The organism is Vibrio sp. Isolate23 (genome assembly GCF_022398095.1).
In the GTDB taxonomy this organism is placed as follows: Bacteria; Pseudomonadota; Gammaproteobacteria; order Enterobacterales; family Vibrionaceae; genus Vibrio; species Vibrio coralliilyticus_A.
Genome location: NZ_JAKEUV010000008.1, coordinates 169,454 through 194,408, shown reverse-complemented (window position 1 = coordinate 194,408; position 24,955 = coordinate 169,454). Strand labels below are relative to the sequence as shown.

At 42.5% G+C, this 24,955-nt stretch carries 17 protein-coding genes and 2 pseudogenes; 6 read left to right on the top strand and 13 right to left on the bottom strand.

Annotation, left to right across the window (positions count from 1 at the left end; genetic code table 11):
* The first annotated feature begins 76 nt into the window (after nt 1-76).
* Complete coding sequence (locus tag L1D31_RS18040; protein WP_239838443.1) at nt 77-4,333, top strand: SpvB/TcaC N-terminal domain-containing protein; 4,257 nt, start codon at nt 77-79, stop codon at nt 4,331-4,333.
* Nucleotides 4,334-4,395: 62 nt separating this feature from the next.
* On the opposite strand, the pseudogene L1D31_RS18035 reads toward L1D31_RS18040, so the two are convergent.
* From L1D31_RS18035 to L1D31_RS18010, 6 genes and pseudogenes are all read right to left on the bottom strand, one after another.
* Nucleotides 4,396-5,181: pseudogene (locus L1D31_RS18035) on the bottom strand (transposase); the annotation flags it as partial.
* A 400-nt stretch (nt 5,182-5,581) separates the two neighbouring features.
* Nucleotides 5,582-5,881, bottom strand: coding sequence for a hypothetical protein (locus L1D31_RS18030; RefSeq protein ID WP_239838442.1), 300 nt, complete (start codon nt 5,879-5,881; stop codon nt 5,582-5,584).
* Between the two features lie 18 nt (nt 5,882-5,899).
* Nucleotides 5,900-6,391: a hypothetical protein gene (locus L1D31_RS18025; protein WP_239838441.1), complete on the bottom strand. Its 492-nt coding sequence runs from the start codon at nt 6,389-6,391 to the stop codon at nt 5,900-5,902.
* A gap of 19 nt (nt 6,392-6,410) precedes the next feature.
* Nucleotides 6,411-6,716, bottom strand: coding sequence for a hypothetical protein (locus L1D31_RS18020; RefSeq protein WP_239838440.1), 306 nt, complete (start codon nt 6,714-6,716; stop codon nt 6,411-6,413).
* Between the two features lie 45 nt (nt 6,717-6,761).
* Nucleotides 6,762-8,138 carry a DEAD/DEAH box helicase family protein gene (locus L1D31_RS18015; RefSeq protein ID WP_239838439.1) on the bottom strand — a complete coding sequence of 459 codons (1,377 nt, stop codon included), beginning with the start codon at nt 8,136-8,138 and terminating at the stop codon, nt 6,762-6,764.
* 1 nt (nt 8,139) lies between these two features.
* Complete coding sequence (locus L1D31_RS18010) at nt 8,140-8,685, bottom strand: hypothetical protein (protein ID WP_239838438.1); 546 nt, start codon at nt 8,683-8,685, stop codon at nt 8,140-8,142.
* A 103-nt stretch (nt 8,686-8,788) separates the two neighbouring features.
* On the opposite strand from L1D31_RS18010, the gene L1D31_RS18005 reads away from it, so the two are divergent.
* Nucleotides 8,789-9,118 carry a helix-turn-helix transcriptional regulator gene (locus L1D31_RS18005; RefSeq protein WP_239838437.1) on the top strand — a complete coding sequence of 110 codons (330 nt, stop codon included), beginning with the start codon at nt 8,789-8,791 and terminating at the stop codon, nt 9,116-9,118.
* A gap of 38 nt (nt 9,119-9,156) precedes the next feature.
* Here L1D31_RS18005 and dinB read toward each other — a convergent pair whose 3' ends face one another.
* From dinB to L1D31_RS17980, 5 genes are all read right to left on the bottom strand, one after another.
* Entirely contained in the window at nt 9,157-10,209 is a 1,053-nt protein-coding gene (dinB, locus tag L1D31_RS18000) for a DNA polymerase IV (protein ID WP_239838436.1), read from the bottom strand.
* A 179-nt stretch (nt 10,210-10,388) separates the two neighbouring features.
* Entirely contained in the window at nt 10,389-11,753 is a 1,365-nt protein-coding gene (locus L1D31_RS17995) for a tyrosine-type recombinase/integrase (RefSeq protein ID WP_239838435.1), read from the bottom strand.
* 1 nt (nt 11,754) lies between these two features.
* Nucleotides 11,755-12,276, bottom strand: coding sequence for a hypothetical protein (locus L1D31_RS17990; protein WP_239838434.1), 522 nt, complete (start codon nt 12,274-12,276; stop codon nt 11,755-11,757).
* 11 nt (nt 12,277-12,287) lie between these two features.
* Nucleotides 12,288-14,711 (bottom strand): integrase, encoded by a 2,424-nt coding sequence (locus tag L1D31_RS17985; RefSeq protein ID WP_239838433.1) that lies wholly within the window; start codon nt 14,709-14,711, stop codon nt 12,288-12,290.
* The gene (locus tag L1D31_RS17980; protein ID WP_239838432.1) at nt 14,705-17,044 is read right to left on the bottom strand and encodes a hypothetical protein; all 2,340 of its coding nucleotides are present in this window, start codon (nt 17,042-17,044) and stop codon (nt 14,705-14,707) included. Before L1D31_RS17980 ends, L1D31_RS17985 begins: the two co-directional genes overlap by 7 nt.
* 136 nt (nt 17,045-17,180) lie before the next feature.
* Here L1D31_RS17980 and L1D31_RS17975 point away from each other — a divergent pair.
* Nucleotides 17,181-17,351 (top strand): annotated as a pseudogene (locus tag L1D31_RS17975) (DNA polymerase IV); the annotation flags it as partial.
* A gap of 3 nt (nt 17,352-17,354) precedes the next feature.
* On the opposite strand, the gene L1D31_RS17970 reads toward L1D31_RS17975, so the two are convergent.
* Complete coding sequence (locus L1D31_RS17970) at nt 17,355-19,292, bottom strand: RecQ family ATP-dependent DNA helicase (RefSeq protein ID WP_239838431.1); 1,938 nt, start codon at nt 19,290-19,292, stop codon at nt 17,355-17,357.
* A 77-nt stretch (nt 19,293-19,369) separates the two neighbouring features.
* Here L1D31_RS17970 and L1D31_RS17965 point away from each other — a divergent pair, with 77 nt between their 5' ends.
* Nucleotides 19,370-19,846: a GreA/GreB family elongation factor gene (locus L1D31_RS17965; RefSeq protein ID WP_239838430.1), complete on the top strand. Its 477-nt coding sequence runs from the start codon at nt 19,370-19,372 to the stop codon at nt 19,844-19,846.
* A 56-nt stretch (nt 19,847-19,902) separates the two neighbouring features.
* Nucleotides 19,903-20,646: a YggN family protein gene (locus L1D31_RS17960; RefSeq protein ID WP_239838429.1), complete on the top strand. Its 744-nt coding sequence runs from the start codon at nt 19,903-19,905 to the stop codon at nt 20,644-20,646.
* Nucleotides 20,647-20,686: 40 nt separating this feature from the next.
* On the opposite strand, the gene L1D31_RS17955 is transcribed toward L1D31_RS17960, so the two are convergent.
* Complete coding sequence (locus L1D31_RS17955; RefSeq protein WP_239838428.1) at nt 20,687-23,230, bottom strand: Ig-like domain-containing protein; 2,544 nt, start codon at nt 23,228-23,230, stop codon at nt 20,687-20,689.
* A 332-nt stretch (nt 23,231-23,562) separates the two neighbouring features.
* Between L1D31_RS17955 and L1D31_RS17950 the strand changes: the two genes are divergently transcribed.
* Nucleotides 23,563-24,927, top strand: a complete 1,365-nt coding sequence (locus tag L1D31_RS17950; protein ID WP_239838427.1) for a sodium-dependent transporter — start codon at nt 23,563-23,565, stop codon at nt 24,925-24,927.
* The last annotated feature ends 28 nt before the right edge of the window (nt 24,928-24,955 follow it).

Here is a 24,955-nt window from a genome sequence, read left to right as displayed (position 1 = left end):
TTTGAGCATTCTCTATTTCGAACCGCTTTTAAAAATTAATGGACCCCTCTCTTAACAGAGAGGGGGGAGATTATTAATGAAAGAAAAACAAATATCCGAAGCCCCCCTTATTGATGTGATAAGCCCCTCTCTTCCCAAAGGGGGGGGGAGTGTTCAAGGAATGACTGGCACATTTGAACAGTTCGCGAGCACGGGGGAAGCGGCGATAACCATCCCGCTGCCTACTAACTCAATACGAAAGGGGCACCAACTAGCGGTAACGCTTAGCTCTCACCAAAAAAATGGTCTATTTGGTTTAGGCGGAGAGCTCACTCTGCCATTCATTCAGCGAAATACACAGCGCCACCGCCCTACCTATACCAAAACAGATACCTTCACGATTTCGTCAATAGGAGAAATAGTTCCTCAGGGGGCGGTCGTAGAAAAAGAAAAACATGGACAGAAATGGCAGGTGCAATGCTTCAAGCCCAGGAACGATACGAGCAATGCTCGTATTGAACAGTGGGAGCGAGAGGGACATCAATTCTGGCAGGTTATTGAGGCTGACGGCACGATATCTATTTATGGAGTGAGTGAGTCAGCGCGTATTGTCGATCCTGTTGATGAATTGAGAGAGTTTGCGTGGTACTTGGAAGAGCAAGTCTCTCTTAAAGGTGAACATGTTCAGTATTGCTATGTTCGTGATGCTGAAGCCAATAGTTCCACCTCTGTCCCTTACCTAAAGCGGGTCAGGTGGGGAAATAATATCCCGGATACTCAACCTTGGGTAGGGCGGGAAGGCCAGCCAGACAACATTGAATGGTACTTTGAGCTGGTTATGGACTACGGTGAACATGACAATCTTAGTAATGGTACGCCTGCGTATGAGGGCACTCTTATCTTGGAGGAGCGTAAAGATAAGACGTTTCAGTACCGGGCGGGATTTGAAATAGTTACTTCGCGTCTGTGTCGTCGCGCAATTCTCTTCCATCATGTCAACGCTCAGATAGTCCCGGTGAGTGCCGTGCGTTTTGAGTATGATTTATCTCCTTATGCTGCACAGGTTTCTTCGGTTACTACGGTCTATTATCGTAAAGACGGAGAACGCTATCATATTGGTTCATTGCCGCCGTTGGAGGTGTCATGGGAGGCTTTTCCACTCCACTCTGCCGTTTTTTTAGAGCTGGACTTCGGGGGGCAAGGGTTAAACAGCGACCAGTATCAGCTCGTCGATCTGTATGGTGACGGTATTTCTGGAGTGTTAACTCGGGAAGGAGGGGTTTACCACTATCGAAGGGTGGCATCAATAAGGAAAACAGACAATAGTTATAACGTGTCCTATGAAGAGCCGACTCCGGTAATGGGGGCAAATGGTGGTGTACTGAAAGACATCGACGGAGATGGTTTTCTCGAGTATGAGATACCGGATGGACCAGCCAAAGGCTTTTTTCACCAGGGAGAGCTTGGCAAGTGGTCCGGTTTTGTACCCTACAACGCATTGCCGGCTGAGTACAGCAATAAACACGCGCTTTACATTGACGCAACAGGCTCTGGGCGACCTGATCTTATGATGCTGGGACCTCGAAGTATTCGAGTTTTTCCATCACTTGGCGCTGAAGGGTATGGTGAGCCGATAATGGCGAGTGGTCTTAGCGAGCTGCCATCTTTTAGCTACTCGCCGACAGATCTCGTCGCATTTAGTGATGTAATCGGCTCTGGGGATCAACATATCGTTAGAGTGGCATATGGACGCGTTCACTGTTGGCCCAACCTTGGATATGGTCGATGGGGGAGTTGTAAAACATGGCCACTTGATATGCCATCAGAGATTTCCAGTGAAGATTTCAACTCGCAGTACCTTTACCTCGCGGACTTAGATGGCCTTGGGGCGGCTGATATTATTTACGCTGCGCCTCAAGGGCTCTATATTTGGCGCAACCGCACTGGAAATGGTTTTGATGCTCCTCAGTGCTTTAGCTGGCCAGAGGGGTTTCAATGGGATCAGCTTTGCCAACTTAGCCTGAGCGATCTATTTGGCACGGGTACTACCTGTTTGTTGTTAAGTCAACGTTCTCCGTCATTGAGGCATTGGGTGATGGACTTCTGTCAAGGCCGCAAGCCGCACTTGATGACCGGTATGAACAATAACACGGGATCTGATACCAAATTGGAATATGGTAGCTCAGTACATGAGTGGCTTAACCAGCAGCTCAACAAGGACAAACGGAATGAATTACCATTCCCTGTTATCGTTTTGAAAAAATCAACCGTAACGGATGAAGTGACCAGTAATCGGGTGGTTCAAACGTGGCGTTACTTTAATGGACGTTATGATCATCGTGAGAAACGCGTCATGGGCTTTGGCCGTGTCGAGATAACAAACAGTGAACAGGGAGCAAACGTGGTTCCCCTTAAGCAAGTTCAGTGGTTTCACACTGGCAAAGAAGAAGATGACACCTTATTGGGGACGTATGATGGAGACAATAAAGCCAGTCATTTATCTGGGACGCTGTTGACCACAAAGCGAGGTCAGTTACCAGCAGATAAGCATGAACAGTATATTTGCATAGCTGGGCGGTTGTTGAGAAGTGAGTCCTATTCTTTGGTGAATGGAGAGCAGTCATTACATCCACTGTTGGTGGTGCAGAGTCGATATCAGGTAAAACGCCTATATGCTGGCTCAAGCTACTCGATGAACCGAGTGGACATGATTGAACAGGTTACATGGAGATATGAGGAAGACCCATGCGACCCGCAATGCCAACACTTACTGCATAGTAACATTGATGACTACGGATTTGTCGGTAAGGAACTTGATATTCGTTACCCAAGAAGGCAGGGTAATTCTATGTATTATGATAGAGCCCAAGACATCTTACATGCAGTGATGCAAGATAAACATTGGCAGCACTTCGATAGTAATGGTCACTGGCGGCTAGGTGTGCCTATTAGTGAGGCCAGTTATAGCGTAACAGGAATGGCGGAAAAAGAGGATGGGCATTTATATTGCCATGAAGAATTCGAGATTGGCGCGATTGATAGGACGTTGATTGGGTGGCGTAAGTACTGTTATGCGTCATCTCAGGATGGGGAGTCACCGTTGCCTGAAGGTGCAGCAGACCCTCAGTCTCTGCTGAGACAAGTGTTAGACGCGGAGTTGACTGAGGAGATGGTCAGTCAACTGGCGAATAAAATGCCACAAACTATCAGCGAACTTAAGGCATTGCTGACTACCACTGGCGGGTTTCTGTATGCGGATAATCTTTACTGGAAACAAAGCACAGTTGCAGTTTATAGCGGAGAAAGTCATTGGTATCGGTTGTGTCGCCATATCTCTCCATTTGGAGGGGGGACTCAATATGACTACGATGCTCGCAACTTGTTTATTACAAAGGTCTCGGATGCGGTGGGAAATGTCACTAAAGTGGAATATGATGAAATAACACTGGAACCGAGGCTCATTGAGGATTGTAACAGCAATATTCATGAAGTAGCATTTGATGTTTTTGGGGCTCCAAGAGCCACGTCTTTCCGTGGCACCGAGTATGGAAAGGCAGTTGGTTTCGGAGACATCGCTGCTCACGAACCAGTATCGCTCGAAAAAGCGCTATCCGAGCCTGAGTATGCTATTGGTTCTGTCGCGCAAGTGAATGTGACTGACCATCATAGTTGGATGGGGCTCCTTCATCGCAACACACTTATAGAACAAGGGGTTACAGACCAAAGCTGGAACCAGCTTGTTTCTAAAAGAATAGTTACAACAGATGGATATGTTCGTTTGGCTGGGCGGAAGGTCACTTCTCTTGCTGATCTCCCTATTCCGAACGAGGAGGGGGCAAAGGTGCTCTCGGCTTTACAAGCCGTGAAACGTCAGCCAATCCATACTCTCAACCTTACAGCGACAGAGTACCCTAAAGCGGGTACTCAGTGTCAGATTCGGCAGACACTGGCTTACTTTGATGGTTTTGGGAGAGAGGTTCAAAAGAAACTACGGGCAGAAGAGGGAAAGAGTTGGCAATTTAGTAATGGCTGGATGGTGACAGATGAAGAGGGTAAGCCAGTAGAAGTCAATTCTGAGGTTAGGTGGCTGACTTCTGGATGGGTGGAATACAATAGTCAAGGAGACCCCTTCCGCGTTTATTCTCCATTCTATCTTGATAGTGTTGCTTTTATCAGACCAGGAGCAAGAGAGTTTCCAGGACCTTCAACACTCCACTATTACGATTCTGTCGGTCGGGAGACAAAGGTTGTGTTGCCTGCAGGGTATGAAAGAAGAACGAGCTACTACCCTTGGTATATACAAAAGGAAGATGAAAATGACACTTACCATGAAGTTTTAAATCGTCAAAGTTAATTCTGAACCACTTTCATAGACGTAAGGCCACTCGCTTAAGAACGGGTGGCCTTTTTATTGGTTCATCGCGGCTTTCCGGGGAAGGCCGCTTTGATTTTTAAAAAGAGGTAGCCCGTATCTCTGTAGCCATACCCCATTCGTTTGATAAGCTTTATTTTGTTATTGTAATTCCATGAAGATAGGGTTTCAGTTTTCTAGCAAAGTTTATGAGCGGTTTGATCCCACTTTCATGGACCTGTTGCTTAGGGTTTAAGTTCTCTTGATTTTTCAATAGCACCCAATGGGAGCGTTTGATCCAACGCCGAGCATTTTTGTCATCTTTCAATTGATTCGCTTGATCAACTCGGACTCTATCCATCACTTCTCGACGGCATGAAAGAGATCATAAACGATACGTGCATTCGGGCAATGAGCTTGGACTTCTAGGTCAAAAGCTGTGTTCATATCCATTGCCACAACTTCAATATTTTGAGCGTGTTCTCCAAGAGTTTCAAAGAAGGGACGTATGTCCTTGCGTGCTCTACCTAGACCAATCCAGAGCACTTGGTGCGTTTGTGCATCTGCGATAACCGTGGCATAACGATGCCCCTCAAATGTGGCAAATTCGTCCATGATGAGTTGACGCAACTTACTCCATGGAACGTCAGGAACCACGCGCTTTAAGCGTTGCTTATCCACCTCTTTATGGTATGCCAGTGCACTCCAGTAAGCTCAGAAATATGCTTGATGGGTAAAAGTGGTAGTAGCTTTTCAATATATTCAATCAGTCGGTTGGTAAGGCGAGAGTATGGCTTAACCCAAGAGATAGCTTCAGTTTTAATGCCACAGCTAGAGCATTTGATACGTCGAGTCTGGACGAGCAACTCTTCAGGTGTGCCCAGCATCATAGCTTCTTCACGTGTTCGCCACTGAGTATCGTGGATAGACTCAGAGGTTCTACCGCAAGAGCAGGTTCTATCCATCTTAGTGGATAATAGAACCGAACCGTGTAGCTTCTGAAAATTCTTCAGCATTGAGAGCATAGTCATCCGCATATTTACCCTGAGATTCAATGGCCTCATTGGGAGTGCTTGCGCAACCAGATATCGCTAAAGTTAGAGTTGAAATAACGACGAATTGTTTCATAAAACTATTTTTTGGCAAGTCTTATAACATTATATTTTCTTCATTTATCAATAACTAAAGTTATGCTGTTGATAAGCTTGAACACGAATAAATGAAGTCAAATCAATCTCGCAACCTTCATTTCTAAATGAACTGAATTGCAACTCCCATGACGATAAAAATTGCAGACAGTTTTATCGCAATGACTATAGGTACCCTCTTATAGGTTTGATAAATTACCTCATAAAGTTCGTCCTGATCTCTCTGCATACTCTTTTCTTGAGACAATAAGACGCCATCACGTACCTTTTGAGCAATTCCTAGTTTCCACAGTTCGTACAGTTTTAGTCTTTCTGGAGAAGGAAATTCATCAACGTAATTTCTGCCCCAGATAGAAGCGAGAATCTGCTCTACGGTTCCGATCTTTCTTTGAAACACCCTCATTTGTCCCGTAAAATGTTATCAGACAAATTTGGCGTATAACCTTAGAATCTGGGCGAGTAATTCACTCGTTACTCCTTTTCCAAATTCTGAACGTAAGTGACGTTCCGGATAGTGTTGTAATAGTTCTTCAGATCCAATTTCGCCGCAGGCGTACCATTGGGCATTCAATCCATGTGCGTGGGCTATCATCCGACGCACAGGGTCGTTGTCGTCCATTTGCATCCTGAAGGGTAATTCTGTATTAGGCGCTAATTCATCAGTGGAAAACACACCATGTTCAATAAGGTATGAACGATTATAAAAAGTCCCTAATGGGTAAAGTAGTAGCCCCGCTTCTGACGCTGCATTTTTTAGCTTTTCGATAGCTTGAAAATCCGGTTCCACCATTTCTAACAGTGTCTTTGTACGAGTATGGAACCATTCTTTATACTTGGTGTGCACACTTGCATTACGTTGAAAATACTCATTCGAATAAAGTAAACTAAGCGTATCAAAATATAAAATCTTCACTGAAACCACCTAGTCCGTATTAGGCATAGTTAAAATGGTGCTTCATGAAAAAATCCAGATGACATCCTCTTTCTAACGCTCTTTCCTCAATTTGCTTCCATAAGAGTGGTAAATGGGTTTTCAGATCTTCCGCTTCCGATTGATGATATTCATCCTCACAGTCCCCTGCAGCAGCTTTTAGCCACTCTGAAGGGGTTAAAATAGTGAGCCCAAGATGAAAATACTCTGGAATGGCTGCCCGTATTGATTCTTCGCTACCGCTAGCAACATACATTGTGAGGCCTTCACCTGTTGCGTAATAATGGCTAACACCGATGTAGAACATACCAACTCCTTAGAAGTGTATTGCTTGATGGAATATCATCGCCGTCTATAAAAATGCTGAAACTACACGTTCACGAAATCGTCCTAACCAGATTTCATCGAAAATATCGTCAGAACCCCGACCAGATGAGGAATGTTTAGATTGATTTCCCCAATCTAACTGGCTATATCCTTTGATGGCTTTTTTTGATGCAGATTCGGCTTCACCGTTTTGATTAGTTGCTTGCAGCTCTGGGACGAACTCTTCTTTACCGATTTTGGCAAAGAGACAGGTTTCAGGAATGTCATGTTCTATACGTTCCGCGTAGTCAATTAAATTTTGCTCGGCAAACGTATAAAGCCAGGCTTGTTGATTTGAACTGTCGTTGACTCGTAATATCCGACCAAGTACTTGTCTAAAGTAAAGCTCTGTTTTTACAGAGCTGATATGACAACACACCTGTAAACGGGGAATATCGGTACCTTCGCTTATCATGCCGACACTCACAATCCATTGCGTCGTTCCGGTTTGATAAGCTTTAATTTCAGATTGAGGATCGTCATGATGATAGGTCACCAATGTTGTCGACTGAGCAAATTTTTTAACCAATATTTTTTGTACTTGTTTGGCATGCATCACTGATGAGGCAACGACGAGACCGCCGGCATTAAAAGATTCTTTGCGGATTTCACTGAGTTTCTGACACCCCAAACCGAGGATATATTCCATCGCTTGAGTATTATGAATTACATCCTGATAAGATGTTTTCGATTGCCTAAGGAGCTCAAGAATAGAAGCAAATGATCTCGTCTCGGAACCTTTTGAAATCGTTAAGTGTTCATTATCAACTAAAACTATTTTAGGCTTACGACAGACATTGTCCGTTATAGCTTGGGCTAAACCATACTGATAATCACAAAATAGCTTACCTTCCGGATCACTATATTCAGCCAAGACGATCGGAAATTTATCTGAGCGCCAAGGAGTACCCGACAAAGCTAAAGTATAGGTGGCAACACCTTGTATACGGGCTAATATCTGCTGCCCCCAAATGTTGGCTCTGTCTGGCTCATCACCAGAACAGTGATGTATTTCATCAAATACGACAAGCAGCCGATATTTTTTAATAGTTAGCCAAAAGTCGTCACCTAAATACTGAATTGACTGATAAGTAAGCGACTGACCAATAGAGCCTAGACTTCCGTTAAATGGACAATTGAAGGTTGTCGAGAACGTAGCCCTCATGCCATCAGCTACAGCAACTGAAGGTGAAAAACAAAGAATGAGGTCAATCATACCTTTATTAAGCAGTGTATTAGCCAGTGTAGCTGCCATGATGCTTTTTCCGGCTCCAGGTGTCGCCTGACAGAAAAAATGATTAAAACCGGACTTGTACTTTTCCATAGCGTGAGTGACGCATTCTGCTTGCCATTTTCTTAACATACTACGCTCTCTCGTGTGGCAACGAATTCAGCATATTCGTAATAGCGTTGATATTGCCCATAAACAAAGCTGCCTTTTCGTTAGCGGCGACATGCAGACGTTCAAGGAGCTGAAATTGCTCGGGATATTGTTCTTTTAACGTTTTGTACTTGTCTATCTCACCAAAAGTAACTTCCAGCTCTCCCTTTAACCGGTTGCGCTCAATCATTAGTTCTGAGTAATCGCTATTAGTTTTATTCGTAACTGACACTTTAGGGATGATCTTTTTTACACGTGATTTAGGTTTACGAGGTTCAAAAGAGAGCGATTTAAACTCGTCCGTTTTGAAGTAACGTTTTTCTCTACCAGAACCTTCACAGCGCAACCATCCATATTCTATGCACTTTAATAGTTGTCGATAAACAATCTTGCGGAGTTCATTGATATCTTTAGGGCTTTCGGGGAACATACGGGCGATATCTCTAGCCTCAACAACTGAGAATCCATCCATCTTCTTTTCTATCAACAACTTATAAACATATACGTTTATCTTTTGAGAACGTTTCATTTACTACTCGAACAACACAAACACTAAGTATTGCTTAGTATACATAAATAAGTAAAACTAAGACAATCTTAGTCTTAATGAGTAACGCAAGTATGAAGCATAAGTGTCAACAGACAACCCCATCCCAAAGCTCCTCAAAGAAGCCCGTAAGAAAATGAAAATCTCTCAAAAATCACTGGGGATTTACATTGGCATGGATGAAGGGGTAGCAAGTGCACGCATGAATCAGTATGAGAGAGGAGTGCATACTCCCGATGTTCGGACGCTAAAGCTGTTGGCTAAAGAGCTAGGGGTACCTTTGAACTATTTCTTCTGCGAAGATGCTGAATCAGCAGAGTTAGCAACTGAGATTTCAAAACTATCTATAGAGCAAAGAAACCAAGTGCTTAATTTTATTCATAGTCTTCAAAAAGGAGATGAGTTCGAAGATTAACATTATGAAATATAAGTAAATGTGAAAATGAGTGCTCGCTAGAACAAAGTCATTTGGTCACTGTCCTTCTCTGTGTTCAGACTAACAGAGATACCGATCAACCTGATGCCTCGATTTTGTTGCCTTCCTAACCCTTCTTTCAATAATTCTAAGAAGAAATCTTTATTTAACTGCAATTTTTTGTGTTCGACAGTGGTTTGCTTGAAGTCCTGAAACTTTAGCTTTAACCCTTGCTTGATGATGTCGTTATCATGTGAGGCTTTTTGTAGCCTTTCAACGAGCTTTGGATAAAGCATATCAATCGCTTCGATGCATTCTTGTTCCGAATAAATGTCAGTTTGAAAAGTTCTTTCTACACCGACGGACTTCCGAATCCTGCTTGTTTCAACTTTACGGTTATCGATGCCATGGCACCTTTCCCACAAGACTTGGCCGAATTTACCAAAATTATTTAAAAGAACATGATGGTCACATTCTTTGATGTCTTTACCATTATAAAGATCAAGCTTATGTAATTTATCTAAAGTTACCTTGCCGACACCTGATATTTTTCCTAATTCAAGTTGTTCAATAAAGCTGTTTACTTGATGCGGCGGAATAACGCAGATACCGTTGGGTTTATTAACATCCGATGCCACTTTAGCAACAAACTTCAACGGAGCGACTCCTGCGCTTGCGGTCAGATTTAACTCACTCCAGATTGCTTTTCTGATATCTTCAGCAATCAAAGTAGCGGACCCATGAAAAAGCGGGGAGTCTGTGACATCAAGATAGGCTTCATCTAATGAAAGTGGCTCGATAAGATCAGTGTATCTCGAAAAAATCTCATGGATCTGTTTTGAAACTGCTTTGTATTTATCCATGTTGCCGGGTACAACGGTTAACTGGGGGCATAGTTTTAGAGCTTTGGCTGTAGGCATGGCAGAATGCAGACCAAATTGCCGGGCTTCATAGTTGCTTGTTGAAAGAACCCCACGTCCATACTGAGAACCACCAATTGCGATAGGGATTCCTCGTAGTTCGGGGTTGTCTCTCGCTTCAACGGCTGCGTAGTAACAGTCAAGATCTATGTGGATGATTTTCTGCACCAAAACGGTTAACCTAATAGATTAAAAATATAATCACCAAAACTGCTTTACAGACGTTGAAAAATCAATTGGGTGTTTTGGTTGAGGTATGGTTAAACCTAAATTATATGCCATACCTGTTTTAATATACAGTGTTTTGAGGTTTGCTCATTTTTCATCTGCATGGGGATGTATAATCAAAGTTATGTATTCACGCATCTATCTATATCACGCTCAAAGCTATTAAGCATTTCATCTAAACGAAAATCGTACTCAACGCGTGTTAGCTCTTTGCTTTGGTACATGCTTCTAATATCGGAAAGTTGACGTTTCATAAGCGCCACACTGTTTTTTAATGAAACGGCATTATACGTTTCTGTGTAACCGTTAATCTCTTCAAATACTAAGTCGATATAGGTATCCAATGAACTTAGCATTTTGTGACCAGTCCATTGCTTTAGCTGTTGTTTGAATGCTTTTGTGTGAAGTAAGTGCTTACGAAAATCATCCTTGTTGTTTATCTCATTATGAGTAAGGATCATGTCTTTCAACTTGTTGGTAATAAATGCATGTCTCCAAAGGTGGGCATGTAATTCACCGTCTATACCTATCACTCTTTTCCATTCATTTAAGTAAGTCCCCCAACTATCTGCAGAAAGTGATAGCCCATTGTTTAAGTTAATGAAAAGCATGTCATGCTTTACTTTTTTCTTTTTCATCACTCTTTTTCTAACTTTGACATACTGAGAAATGTAATCCAGGACGATTTTTGGCACGGGAATATAGCGAGTCGTTTTATCATCCCTTCGTTTTAATGTATGTACCTTAATGTTGCCAGTTCTCTTGGCTTCTTCATAATCAGAGAGTGTGATCATGTGAAACTCTGTAATTCTGGCACCGAGCTGTTCCATTGTTACGTACATCGCTTTATCCCGAGTACGTTTGTCCCTTCCTACTGGTTGAGACATAAGGTATTCCCATAGTTTTAACGCATCATCAGAGGACACTGGATGCCTTGACTTGATAGCATCCTTGGACGGTATGCAAGGATGAGAAGTTTTGATACCTTCTTTATATCCCTTTTGTCCTTCAATTTTTATTTTGTATGGTTTTTCTACCGTTTGTATAGCGTTGGCTTTATCACTTCCGATAAAGTTAGTCAGATCATGGAACTCCTGTACAAATTTGAGGAAGTCCAGGCATCTTTCAGCAATATCAATGACTCGATTATTAGATCTCTTTAGCTCGCCTAGTGGTTCTCTTTGGGTCTGTAAATTCTGAACAAAAAGCCTAAACAAAGCATCGGTAAGTTGGCTAAATGAGCTAATTGATGGTTGATTCTCGACAAAACGAATAAGATGGATGATTAACCCTGCTTCTTGTTTCAATGTCGAATTTGCAACGTTGTCTAATAGTCGCTTGTGAACATACATATTTGCTTCATAGCATGGAACGTGGTTACTCCATGTAAAAAATTGTATATCTTTGGGTTTATTTAAAACCAATTTATTATCGAGAGGACTAACATAGCTCCAGAATTCAAAGTCTTTTAACTTACGATAGGGCATGTTAAAGCTCCCCATCAAGCGTGTAATCTAGTTTCGTCTGTACTTCTTTGTTGAATCTACGATAAAGTTCTTTTCTGTCTTCTACAGAACCATCATCTTCTGCGAGTTGTTTAAGTTTAGATCGAAGATCGCTGATTATAGTTGTAAGTAAGAAATTACTACGGGTAGTAATATCTAATTCATCCTTTAACTCATTTACTGTGTTTTTTAGCCCCGTTTTGGTTTGTTTGTTGGACTTATTGCTTTCAATCGCTCCCTCAATCGCAGATTTTGCATTTAAACGTAATTCATTGAGTTCAAGGAAGCCTCGTTCTAAAAGTGCTTCAGATGTAGTTTTGAGGGTATTTAAAGAGCATGAGGTAATTTCTTCTTCCTCATTTTCATATTTAGCTATGCCGCCTTGAGAGTTGAGTGCTTTAATAAGCACGTTATTACCCTTGAAATTATCTGGTTCGGTAATGACTTTTTTTAAAAATTCTGCGGTGTTTAGCACTTTTAATTGATTGATTTCTTTAGCTTCCATTGTGGTCCGCCTTAATTTTTCTCATTGAATGTCAGTACTAAATTGAATGTTTTTTCTGTACTTCCCTCTGAATTTGTCACACTAAAAAATTCAGGCTCAAGGGAGATAGTTTCATCATCTAGTAATTGGAGAATTTCATTTTCTATTACTTGCTGTTTTTCAATTTGACTAATGTGAGGAACGGTCTCGTAATCATCTTCGTAAAAGTCATCAGCTGTATTGCTGAGAGAGTTGATCATCACTTCAGCGTTTTCATTACCAGTTAAACGGGTAGCGAGGAGTTTACGAAGTGTTCTGAGCTGTTCGGTATCGAGCTCATTAGCTGTTTTGTCGATAACGCTACTAGCGAGAACACTGGCTTTTGCACCATTTAGTACCGCACCGGTTTCTGACTCTGAAATATAGTGGTAGAGGTGTTCCATATCTGTGTGACCCAACATCCAACGAAGTGCATCCAGGCTTTCTTTTTTCTTTGACCAAAAGAAAACCAGTGCGAAGAAGCGCCTGAGTTGGTGTTGACGGATGTAATTCCGGCGGTATTCGCCATTGTCCATTAACACTAAATCCGTTTCTAGGTAATCACAAAGGGCATTATAGTGTCCATCGAAGCTTATTGGGATTACTTTGGAGAGAGAGCAAGATTTGGACTGGAGGTAGTTAAAAAGTGATAGCTTACCTTTGTTTAGTCCAGAATCTTCAGCCTTTCTATTAAATTCTTCCAGTTTCCAAATAAATTTTGCAATAGAGGTAGGAATAGGGCGAGTAATGGTTTGATTTTCCCCTTTATTACCTGATTTTTTTAATTTGAATTGTAAGCTGTACTTGGGGGCGATTAATCCATCTTCCCCTTTTTCAACAATGCATTCCTTTTCACCACTAGTAAAAGGATTTTTGTTGGGTACCAAGTTTCCATATGGTTTGAGATCAATCAATTCATCTTGTCGTCTAGCCATAATTGCACCAACCAAAAATTGAATAGAGCCTTGTAATACGCAGAACAAATCAAAAAGGCTCTCATTGTTTCTAATACGTTGATGGCGGTTAGGAGTATTGAGTTCAAAAGCATTAACTTGTTTGATCCCTTTTTTTAACCACTCACTGCTGACGCAATTAATTGCATCCGTATCGAACCAATGGTTACGCTCAGATGAAGACATTTCTCCATGGATCTTTTCATTGTATGATTTCTGATGACGTTGAGGCTTGAGTTTATTGCTATCTGAATCTGAAGATTTACCTTTACCTTCAATCAAGGCTGTTAAGCATTGTTCCAATATTTCATCTTGGTTTTCTTTCGTAAATGTATAGCTCTGGTCAATTAGATTAAAAACAAATGAAGGAGATAAAGTTCGAGTACGTTTTGTTTTTTTTAGTCTCACGCCTTTAATATCATTAATGGTTTCAACCGTGAGCGTGTCTGGAATAATATTCGGGGTGCAGGCATCTTGACGGTCTAGGTTGGTATGTATCAGTTTAAGAACTGAAATATACTGTCTTAAACCAGAAGAATTCATACCACGACTATTGTCTTTATTGTTAATAGGTTTATATTCGGTTGTTATACTTTGTGGTTTTAGATGGAATTCAACAAAGTTAGATATTCTGATGTCATCAGATAAACATTTTTCACCTAAAACAAGGCTACCTAATACTGCTCCATTGCCATTATATTTGGGTATGTTTTGATAAGTGCGGTAATACCCTTGCTTAAATAACCATGCACTTGCTTTTTGCCTATTATTGGGGTTGATATAAATATCTTCGGATGCCAGCGTGGAAGTTAGGTAAGGGTATTGTGCAACGAATTTTTCGCATTCTTCGTCGCTGATTGTTTTTGTGCCATTGTCGACTAGTTTTTTGATCCTTTCTTCAAATCTATAAACTCCTTCTGTTGCACCATAAGTAGCCATTTGAGTGAAAATAGTCAGCCAAAAATTTGTATCCACAAACGATAGTTGATATTTTGCTAATAGAAGTTCTTTCGCATTCAGCAAAATAGCATTGATTAATCTGATAACATAGTAAACTTTTGTTAATATTGTTTTGGAAGCCAACTCGACTTTACCGCTGTTTTCCAATGGGTTAGCTGTGGCAGTTATCCAATACTTAAAGGCGTTAAGAAGCTTGGCGTGTTTGGGAGCTGTGAGTTTTTCTCCATCATCAAGAATAACAGTATTCCATCGAATGAATTTTGGAGTGTCTAAGAGGGTTAATTTCCAAATCGGCGCTTCGAATTCTGAATCTAGCCATGAAGGTACGCGGTCATCGTAGTCATAGATGCCAGTATTGTGGTTTGTGATCATTCTAAACACTGTGAAATCATTACTAGCTAGAGATGCTTCGTAAACGCTTTCAAATTCTTTTTTTGAAAGGGAGCTTAATGAACGTTCTTCTGATTTGATATCTTCAATCAGTTTTAGATGAGACTTTAGCATGTTAACGCCCTCATGATTATACTGCTATCAATTGGATTAGCTTTAGCGTCTTCTAACATCTGTTTGTAGTCTTCTTCTTCCTTGTACATGTCGGTTTCAAGAGATAAGAGGATGAATAATGCACATTGATACCAATGCTCGACAACTTCTTTTAATTGGGTTTTTGTGTCTACAGTCTCCACTATCGCTTTTATAGTAATCAGAAGTTGCAGTAATGCTGTACTGATGGTGAAAACCATCCCATCAAATGCACTAATAACATCTTTTACTTGTGATTGATTTTTCACTTCGTGACCTAAGTGAAATGGAATGTCACTAATACCGTGATTCTCAAGGAATTCAGCTATATTTTTTTCTGAGATATCAATGGCATCCAAAAGATATTGAGAGTCCTTCATTGCCTCGGATAAAATAGCATTCTGAAATTGCCGTATAACTCGATCAACAAAAAAGTCCATAAGGGGCTTGGGAAGATAGCTGCCTTCTAACAACTTTAAATTAATTTCTTTATGCCCTAAGGCTCTGGCGACAGCACTCATGGATTTCGTTTCCAGATAGATTTGTAACCCTCTGTGCCGACGTAGTGAACGAAGTGAGAATATATCAGAGATAACATTGATATCATCCTGATTAATAAGTGCACTGTTTTTTGGTAAATAGTCGTTGTTCTTTAATTCTTGGTAAAATCCCGAGTCTATACTTAACGAGTTGTTTAAATTTGAGTACACGATTGCTTTATTATGTGTGGCAATAATGATCATCTTTCGCCAGTTTTTATCGCCAAGTGACTTCAGGCGTGCTCTGGCTATAGTTGTGTGCTCAATTAAAAAGTCTACTATAGCCTTCGTTTCTTCATTGAGAATCACCTCTTGTTGAGCAAGTGTTACACCTCTTCGCTTTTTGAGTGATACCGCTATCCACTGATTGCCAACTTGCTTAAAACCAACTTGACGGCCTTTTTTATCAAATAATTCCCACTCTTGAAGCCAACTTGGAGTAATTTTAGGGTGGGACAATATTAGTAGTGACAAGATAGCATTCATTGTCGTCCTAGTAGGAAGAGCTAATTCTTTAGCAAGTGTTGGTGCTAGACAATCGAATCCTAAAAAACCTGCATAATTAGAATGTTCCGCTCCAATACCATGATGGTAAAAAGTAGCAATGGTGTTTTCAAGGTTTTTTGGGCCAATAGGGTATTGAGAATTACGTGATGGATTTTTTAAGGGTTTAATATCACCATTTTGAACATAACTTGCATTACGAGCATGAATGGCTTTTGTTTGTTCAAAAATATGAGTGCATACGGTTTTTATGTGGTTTAAGTCTTGATTTAGCCGTAAGTGAATGGTCTTAACTGCTTCTTCATCTTTAATATGCAGGTCAATGTCTTCAAACCAACGTTGAGATTCTTTCGCTGTTGCGTTACCGCCAATACTGAATGATAAGTCGTCATTGACAGGCTCTTTCCATGTTGGAGTTAAGAACGGCTTTAATGGGGCATCAAAAATCCCTGTTTGTATAAAACATTGAGAATAAGTGTTAACAGCCTCCAGCCACTTTGAATAGAACGTTTTTTCATCGTTACCTTGAATTTTTACCTTGGCGAACTGGATATCCATTATTTCAGCGAAGTATTTTTGTGCATTCTTAGCTGATAATTTGACTTTTAGTTCTTCAAGTGTCTGGGCTCTATGCAGGGTAAATCCATTCAAGACACAGGAACAAAGGAAAGACATTTTAGTCTTTAATGTAGTTAATATTGTAGTTAACCCATAGTTCTTTAATGCAATGTGAATTTTTTTAGTAAAATCGTCACCATATCTACAATAAATGGGATCGAGATTGACCTGAAGGTCCTTTCCCTCTTTTGATTTTATTGTCCAGCCATTTAGATAATTTAATCTTTTATTATCGAGAGCAAGATGACGATATAAATCAATGCATTGTTGGACATCATCTGTGATTCTTTTCGTGTTTAAGTCGATTTTTTGGAAACTAATATCTATGGATTGAGCCATATGACTAAAGATCTTATTGGCATACATAGCTCTGCGATAAGAGGTTGCTAGAGATGCATCAGTTTCTGCGTAGATGAAACCCACGAAAGTTCGAATATGCTGACTAAACGATTGACTATTATTTAATATGTTTAAGCCGGAATATGTCTCTGGTTTAGACTCCGTTGCATAAATGTATGCCGCATAAATATTCAATATTTGGTTGCAATGAACCTCAAGTATATTAGCTTCTACAAAGGGAATCAGATACTGAACGTATTCATTAGAGCGAATAGTTTGTAATTTCGATAACGAGTTGAGAATTGAAGTCTCCATGTGTTTCCTAAAAATACTGTATATAAAAACATGGTATGGTTTTATTGATAGTTGTCAATTTATTTTTGTTATAAATATTTGCTATTATTCTTTATTAACAATTAGTTATTGGTTGTTGATAAGAAAATTGCATTGGGAATACCAACCGACCACGATTGAACATATTCATCCCGAGTTAGAGTTGAACTATTTCAAAGAGTTATTACGTGACATTCTTAAGCGCCAAAACGGTCGCGAGATTCGCTTACTGGGCTTAAACGTGATGCTTAAGCCCGAGGAACAGAGCAAACAGTTGAGTTTCTTCTGATGGTTATTTGTTATAGCTAGAGATTGCGTCCATGACCTGTTGATAAGGGTGAGAGGAAAGTTGACCAAACCCTTCCATACCGCGAGCTTTGATTTTTGTAAACCAAGGTGTGGCGATACCACATAGAAATTTCGCTTTGAGGTTATCAGATAATGTGGACGATGATTTTTGTTGTAAAGGCTTTAACCAGTTGGTGATGTCCTGACTTTTGATCTTAGGTCTAATACTGGCTGGCCATTCTTGGTGCTCTTTTCTGCATACGCTGCAATGCCCACACTTATGTGGAGCTTGATTATCAGAGAAATAACTGGCTAAAGCGTGACTTAAACAGGATTCAGATTTAAATAAACTTAACAGGTTATGGATACGTTCAACGTCACTGGTTTCTTTTGCTTTAAACAAATTGAAAAGCTGTTCACTTATTTGTTCTAACGACTGTTCGATCGAGTTGACACGATAAACTTCCGTCATCAATTTACTTTCAAGCTCAATCCATCCGTTTTGGTGGAAATAATCCAATGCGGCGACTGCACGAGCGCGTTCTCCATTGTAGCTTTGCCATAATGCTTCAAAGTCGACTTGGCACCAAGTTCTCGCTTGAATTGAGCAGTTGAACAAAGCCTCGGTAAACTGGCGTCTCTCTCCCTCAAAACGAGCAATGATGTCTTGCTTGGTCATAAGGAATTTAAAGCGATAGTCGGCAAAATAACTGTATTGTGCCGTGATGATCTTTGCCATTTCCATATACACCAGCAAGGTTTTTAGTGGTAGTTGGCGAATGTTGCTCTCTGAAGATAAGCGAGATATCACCACTTCCCAGTTCGGTGCGGACGAAATTGCTTGTTGGATGACGTTGTGGATCTCTGTGTGTTCTGGTGTGTCACCATAAACAAAGTTTTCCAGAGTCGACACGCCATCTTCATTGGCGAGGAGAATGCACTGTGAGGATTTCCCGTCTCGTCCTGCTCGCCCGATTTCTTGTGCATAGTTCTCTATTGATTTGGGTAGATCAAAGTGAATAACGCGGCGGATATCAGATTTATCTACCCCCATTCCAAATGCAATTGTGGCGGCAATACACTCTGTGTGGCCGGACATAAAGTCTTGCTGGATACGTTCTCTGCTATTACCGTCTAGCCCTGCATGGTACGCCATAGCCTTAATACCTTTCTCAGCGAGTAGGTTAGCAATACGCTCAGCACTATTTTGTTGAGTCACGTAGACGATGGTGGGTAAAGATTGTGCTTCGCAGAAAATGGATAGTAATGTTTGGTCTTTTTCTTCTTCACTACATGGGATAACAGAAATATCTAAGTTGGGGCGATAAAACCCTGTTACCGTAATATCCTCAGGTGCGATGTTGAATTTTTTACCCATGTCATCGAGTACAGCCTGCGTGGCTGTGGCGGTCAGAAGTAATACTTGAGGGATGGCTAGCTCTTTTTGAAATTGAGGTAACTTTAAGTAGTCAGGGCGAAAGTTGTGACCCCATTCTGAGATACAGTGCGCCTCATCGACCACCAATTGTGAAATGCTTAGCTGAGACAAAAAGTGACGAAATCGTTCGTTTTTTAGCCGCTCGACTGACACCATAAGGATCTTAATCTCCCCATTTCGCACTTTTGTCATGATACTCTGCGTTTCTTCTCGGCTTTGGTTTGAGTTAAGAGATGCCGCCGAGATCCCCTTGTTATGCAAAAATTCGAGTTGATCTTTCATTAGCGCTAACAGTGGAGAAATGACCAAAGTCAGGTGAGGTAAGCACAAGGCAGACAGCTGATAGCATAATGACTTTCCTGAACCTGTTGGGAAAATAGCCGCGCAGGATCGACCACTAAGGACTTTGTCTATCACGGTATATTGCCCATCTCTGAGCTGCTCAAAACCAAATGTGGAACGTAGAGTCGAATCAATGATTTCTTGGTTGCCTGATGTCTGCATTTGCCTGTTACCAGTATGACGAGAATGTCTGACGTAGTATTCTAGAGGCATTAGACTGGAAGGAACATGATTTTAGTATGAATAAATCGGAGCTACTGCAAACCATACGGCTTGCCATGCAACAATCCCTTGAAGTTGCTCAAAGCTCAACCCAGCGAGCGATAGAGTCAGCGACCGATGAAGAAACTGTGCCCGAGCATAAATACGATACGCTGGCATTAGAAGCGTCTTACCTCGCTCATGGACAGGCAATGCGTGTTCAGGAGTGTGAGCGAGAGTTGAGTGTGATGTCAGGTCTACAGTTACCAGTACAGCCGGAATATGTCGGGCTGGGGACGTTAGTCTGCCTTGTTGACCTAGATGATAACGGCCGTTGGTTCTTTGTTGTTCCATGCGCTGGGGGCTTGAAGGTAGAGCATCAACATCAGGAAGTCATGTTAGTAACTTTTGACTCTCCCCTAGGCCGAGCTCTAAAAGGAAAGTCGTTGGGCGATGATGTCGAGTATCAAGTGGGAAATACCACTTTTTGCTATGAGATAGAAACAATAATTTGACGCAACTAGGGTGAGTTTTTGTTAGGGTAACCTAGAGTCAATACGGTGAGACTAAAATGAAATACGGACTATTTACTATCTCGTTACTGGTGGCGAGTCAGGCGTATGCTGCTCAATGTAATGTCGATTTGAAGAATGATATTCGTCTTAATGACAAAACATTGGAAATCCACCAGAAAGGCGGTGATACGGCGATTGTCGATGCCGAAAACACCCTAACCATTCATGGTGAAGAGATCCCTCTTGATGCTTCTCAGCAGCAAGCTATTGCCGACTATCGCAGTAACTTGAACGATTATCTACCACGAGCAAAACAAATAGCTCAAGATGGTTTAGCGCTGGCTAATGATATTATTGATGATGTTGGTCAAAGCTTCGACGCCCCCGAGGCGTTTGATAGCGTCAAAGCTTCTATGCAGCAGTTTTACGCCGACATCGAAGCTCGTTATTACCAAAATGGCGATTTGGTTTTACCAGCGGACAGCTTTGGCTCACTGCGCGAAACGTGGGCGGAAGATTTTGAAAGCGCGAAGAAGTTGTTCAATGAAGAGTTCATCACCAGTGCATTCAATGCGATGTCGGAAAAAATGAAAGCGGAAGGTGGTCTGAATCTGACAGAGATGGCGGATACTATGAGTGAGCTGAAAGAGCGCATTGCGAAGAGACTGGAGGCGCACTCAGTGGATGTAGAGAAACAGAGCCAAGAGTTTTGTGATTCGCTTGACAGCATGGCTGAGCAAGAGCAGGAATTGCATAAGAAAATTCCACAGCTAAAAGATTATCAAGTCTTTACCATCTAACCCTCAGACAAGAGAAGAGCGCCAAATGGCGCTCTTGTCGTTACTGGCTATTATTCATCTGAGTGAGCTTATCTCCAACTGGGCCTGAGAAGATGTTACCATCGTGCTCATCCCAGTTGATAGACCAAGTCATCACGCCCGCAAAATTCGGATAATTAAAGGCAGGAATGACTGAGTCGCAGCTGGTGCCTTTAGTTAGGCAATCTAGCGCATCAAGAATATTTGGGGTTGGCGCTTGCCCAGAGTTTGCTGAGCTAGGACCTGATGGTAAACCAATCGCGACTTGATCATCTCGAAGCGGCGCAAACTGAGTGCCATCAGCTAACTCAAAGCCTTCAATTAGCATTTTGGATTGAGCCACCATCATATCAACGGAGCCTTCAGCGGCACTGCCTTGTGTGTAAGGATTGGGCAATCCGCCATTGTTATAGAGCTGAACGTGGAGCAGGTCTAGTGTACTGCGTGTGTCATTAATGACCGGAATGTACGCGCCCCAAATACCACTGTAAGCGACGAATCCGCCTTGAACATAAGGATGCTCTGGCGCCATAGTCAGGTACATATCCCCACCTATATTTTGCTCAATTTGCAGTAGTGCTCGGCCTAAACGAGCCTGAATTTGCGAGCCATGAACGAGATTTGAGCCACTCTCCAAGTCGACATCAAGACCATCGAAACCCCATTCCTTGATGATGTCAGTCAAGCTAGAGACAAAGTTGGCTTCATCCTGATCAGTATTTAGAGTAATTGTGCCCTCAGCTCCCCCAAGAGAGAGAACGAACTTTTTACCTTTGGCTTGCAGTGCTGCCATATCTTGCTTGAATTGAGTTGGATTAAGCGCGGCACAACTGCTGTGGATATCGCCTGAATATAGGTTAAAGTGCACAGTACCATCGCTGTTACGATCATTGTCAGCGAAGGCGATATCGATCACGTCCCAAGCATCTGACATATCTGCCAAACGCATAGGGCAACCTGCACCGTTGACGAAATTATGCCAGTAACCTATCAGTTTATGTGTTTTCTCTGTTTGCTCTACGACAGTAATCGTTGCTGCGTCAGATGTGACCTCGCTATTGGCCGAGTCTGTGGCTTTAGCCGCAACGGTATAGCTACCTACCGCACCTGCGGTCCAGTTATAGCTGTACGGTGCAGTGGTATCTGTACCGACAATCGCTCCGTTCACTAAGAAATCGACCTGCGATACGCTGGCAGACAGCGATGTTGCATCGGCAGCAAACTGGACCGATTTACCTAACCCGACGGTTTGACCCGGGGCTGGTGATGTCAGTGCAACTACTAAGTCTTGGTCACTGACTATTACCGAAACCGTCGCTTCGCCCGTGTTGTTTTCATTGTCTGTCGCGACGGCTTTGAGGCTATTTAGGCCAACCTGAGTCGCTGTCCAATTCACCGCGTAAGGTGGCTGTGTCACTACACCTAGGCTGTTACTGCCTACGAAGAATTCGACTTGGCTTACTGTTCCATCGGAGTCAGACGCGTCAGCAGCGAAACTGACTGTGCTGCCAGCAAGCAATATTTGATTGTCACTAGGGCTAGTGATGGTTACCACAGGTGGAGCGGCACAAGCGCCTAACCCCGTCCAGGCTTCATCCCAATAGTCTCCTTGTCCTGGCTCATAGGCCCAAGCTGAGGCTGAAGAACACCAACCAGCAATGTCACAACGGTATTTTTGATTATGGTTCTGTACCAGCTGACCTGCACTGTAGCTGGTACCTGCGGTATAAGTCGGTAGTCCTGCACAGCCACCTGATGCGTTGCTGTCTACAACCAGCGATACTTCTTGTGTTGAAGTTGTCTGGTTGTCGTTGTCTGTGGCTTTAGCCTTGAAGTTATGAGTGCCACTGACTGAGGTCCACGTGGTTTCGTAAGGTGCAGACGTATCGCTGGCAATCAATTGTCCATCGACAAAAAATTCAACCTTATCCACGCTGCCATCTGTGTCGGAGGCATTCGCGCTTAATGTGAGAAGGTCGCCTTCGGTCAATTGCTCGCTGCCTGAAGGGCTGGTTAAAGTGACAGAAGGAGGAATCGGTTCGCCAGCTAAGGTGACGCTGATTGCAATCTGCGTTTCTGATGTTGCGTTTTCATTGTCAGTGGCAATAACGAAAATGGTGGTTGCACCTGCGACCGCTGTCCAATCTGTTTGATAAGGTTCTTGTGTGACCGTCGCGATGTTCTGGCCATCAACCAGGAAGGCCACTTGAGCGATGTTGCCATCGCTATCACTGGCGGAAGCCTGTATCGTTGTGACTGTGCCTTCGGGGATCTCGGCGTTATTGACAGGAGAAGATATGGATATCTCTGGAGCTGCGTTACCGCCGCCAGTGTCACATTGCCCAAGGTCTTTCCATGCTTCCCAATCACCGGAGTTGCTGACGGGGTCATTGCCCTGTGTCCAATGACTGGCTTGATAAGCATGGTTGGATGTCTGAACTAGATCTCCGGATGTGTAGACCGCAGTGCTATCCCAAACCACCAAGCCAGCACAATCATAGGCGTGCGCATGGTAGCTTAGCCCTAGCGCCGCGATGATGGCGCCTCTGAGCAGATTTGAACCCATTTTCCTCTCCTTAATGGATTTAGTAAACCAACTCATAACCAATAGCGAAAATGCTGAGCTTTGCTCGCTAACTTAATGATTATTTGGGTTTTATTCGTCGGATATCACGGTGAAAATTAGTTGGAATCTTTCATTACATTGGTTGTTCGGCGCACTTCACGCTTCAAATTTTGCTTACTGGTTGGTTAAAAATTCTTTGTATGAATTAATTTACAGCTTAATTTCCTATTTATTTGCCTTAATCTGGTTGCTTAATAACCTCGTGGCTGGAGTGAATAAGAGCTTTGTAATATTGTACTAGTCAACTAGTTTATGGGGGCAAGTTAAGCGGTATGGCACAAGCAGACAATTTTCAAACACGTGAGCATTTTGGCTCTCGTTTAGGCTTTATTCTGGCGGCAGCTGGCGCTGCGGTTGGTTTAGGTAATATTTGGGGTTTCCCTACTCAAGCCGCCAGTAATGGTGGCGGGGCATTTTTGCTGGTTTATCTGGTGATGATTTTGGTGGTGGCGTTTCCAATGCTGGTGGTCGAAATGGCGATAGGTCGTCATGGTCAGGCTAACCCCGTGGATAGCATGCGCTCTCTAACCGTTAATCCTCTGGCGAAAAAGGTCGGTGGGCTTGTTGGATGGATAGGTTTAAGTGTGCCCAGCGCTGTGCTGGCGTTTTACAGTATTGTCGGTGGTTGGCTGATCTGCTTTTTGCTTGGTGCTGTGACTGATGTGGTGGGCATGCAAGCTGCAAGTGCTTGGTTTAAGGGATTCAGTGTTGAGCGTAACCTGTTTGGTACTGTTGTTTTCTACGTGCTGACGATTCTCATCGTGCAGGGCGGGGTTAAACAAGGCATCGAGAAGTGGTCAACGCGCCTGATGCCTGCTTTGTTCGTTCTATTTGGCTTGTTGTTCGTCTATATCATGACTCAATCCGGTGCGATGGAAGGGCTTAAGCATTATCTTGTTCCAGATTTTGACAAGGTGATGGACCGAAAATTAATTCTTGCTGCCATGGGGCAGGGGTTCTTTTCTCTGACCATAGGTGGCTGTTCTATGCTGATCTATGGCTCATACCTCAGTAAGAAAGAGAACCTGCCTAAAATGGCGATGAACGTCACTCTGGTTGATACCGCGGTTGCTTTTATTGCTGGTTTAGTGGTTATGCCTGCGATGTTTGTGGCGATGCAAAAAGGGGTGCAGATCTACGCTGAGGATGGCTCTCTGCTCAGCTCAGATACCTTGGTTTTCACCGTATTGCCTTTGATGTTTGATAGCCTTGGTTTATTAGGCCAGCTATTTGCGATTGTGTTCTTCCTACTGCTGACGATTGCGGCACTGACTTCTTCCATCTCTATGCTGGAGTGTCCGGTCGCGCTAGTTGGTGAACGATTTAACACTAAGCGCAGTACCACAAGCTGGGCTTTAGGCGGTTTGATCGCACTGTTTAGTGTTGTGATTGTGTTTAATTTTGGTGCTTTATTTGGCATGGTCGCGACAGTCGCGACTCAGTATTTACAACCTGCAGCAGCCTTGCTCTTCTGTTTGTTTGGTGGTTGGGTGTGGAGTCGTCACTCTAAAATCAAAGAACTCGAGCAAGGTTACCCAGAGTTTACTCAAGGATGGTTTGGAAAGCTTTGGCCTGTATACATAAAGTTTGTCTGTCCAGTATTGGTTGCCACAGTGATTTGGGCTTCATTCGGTTAACAGCCTGAACAAGACATTATTTGATGTA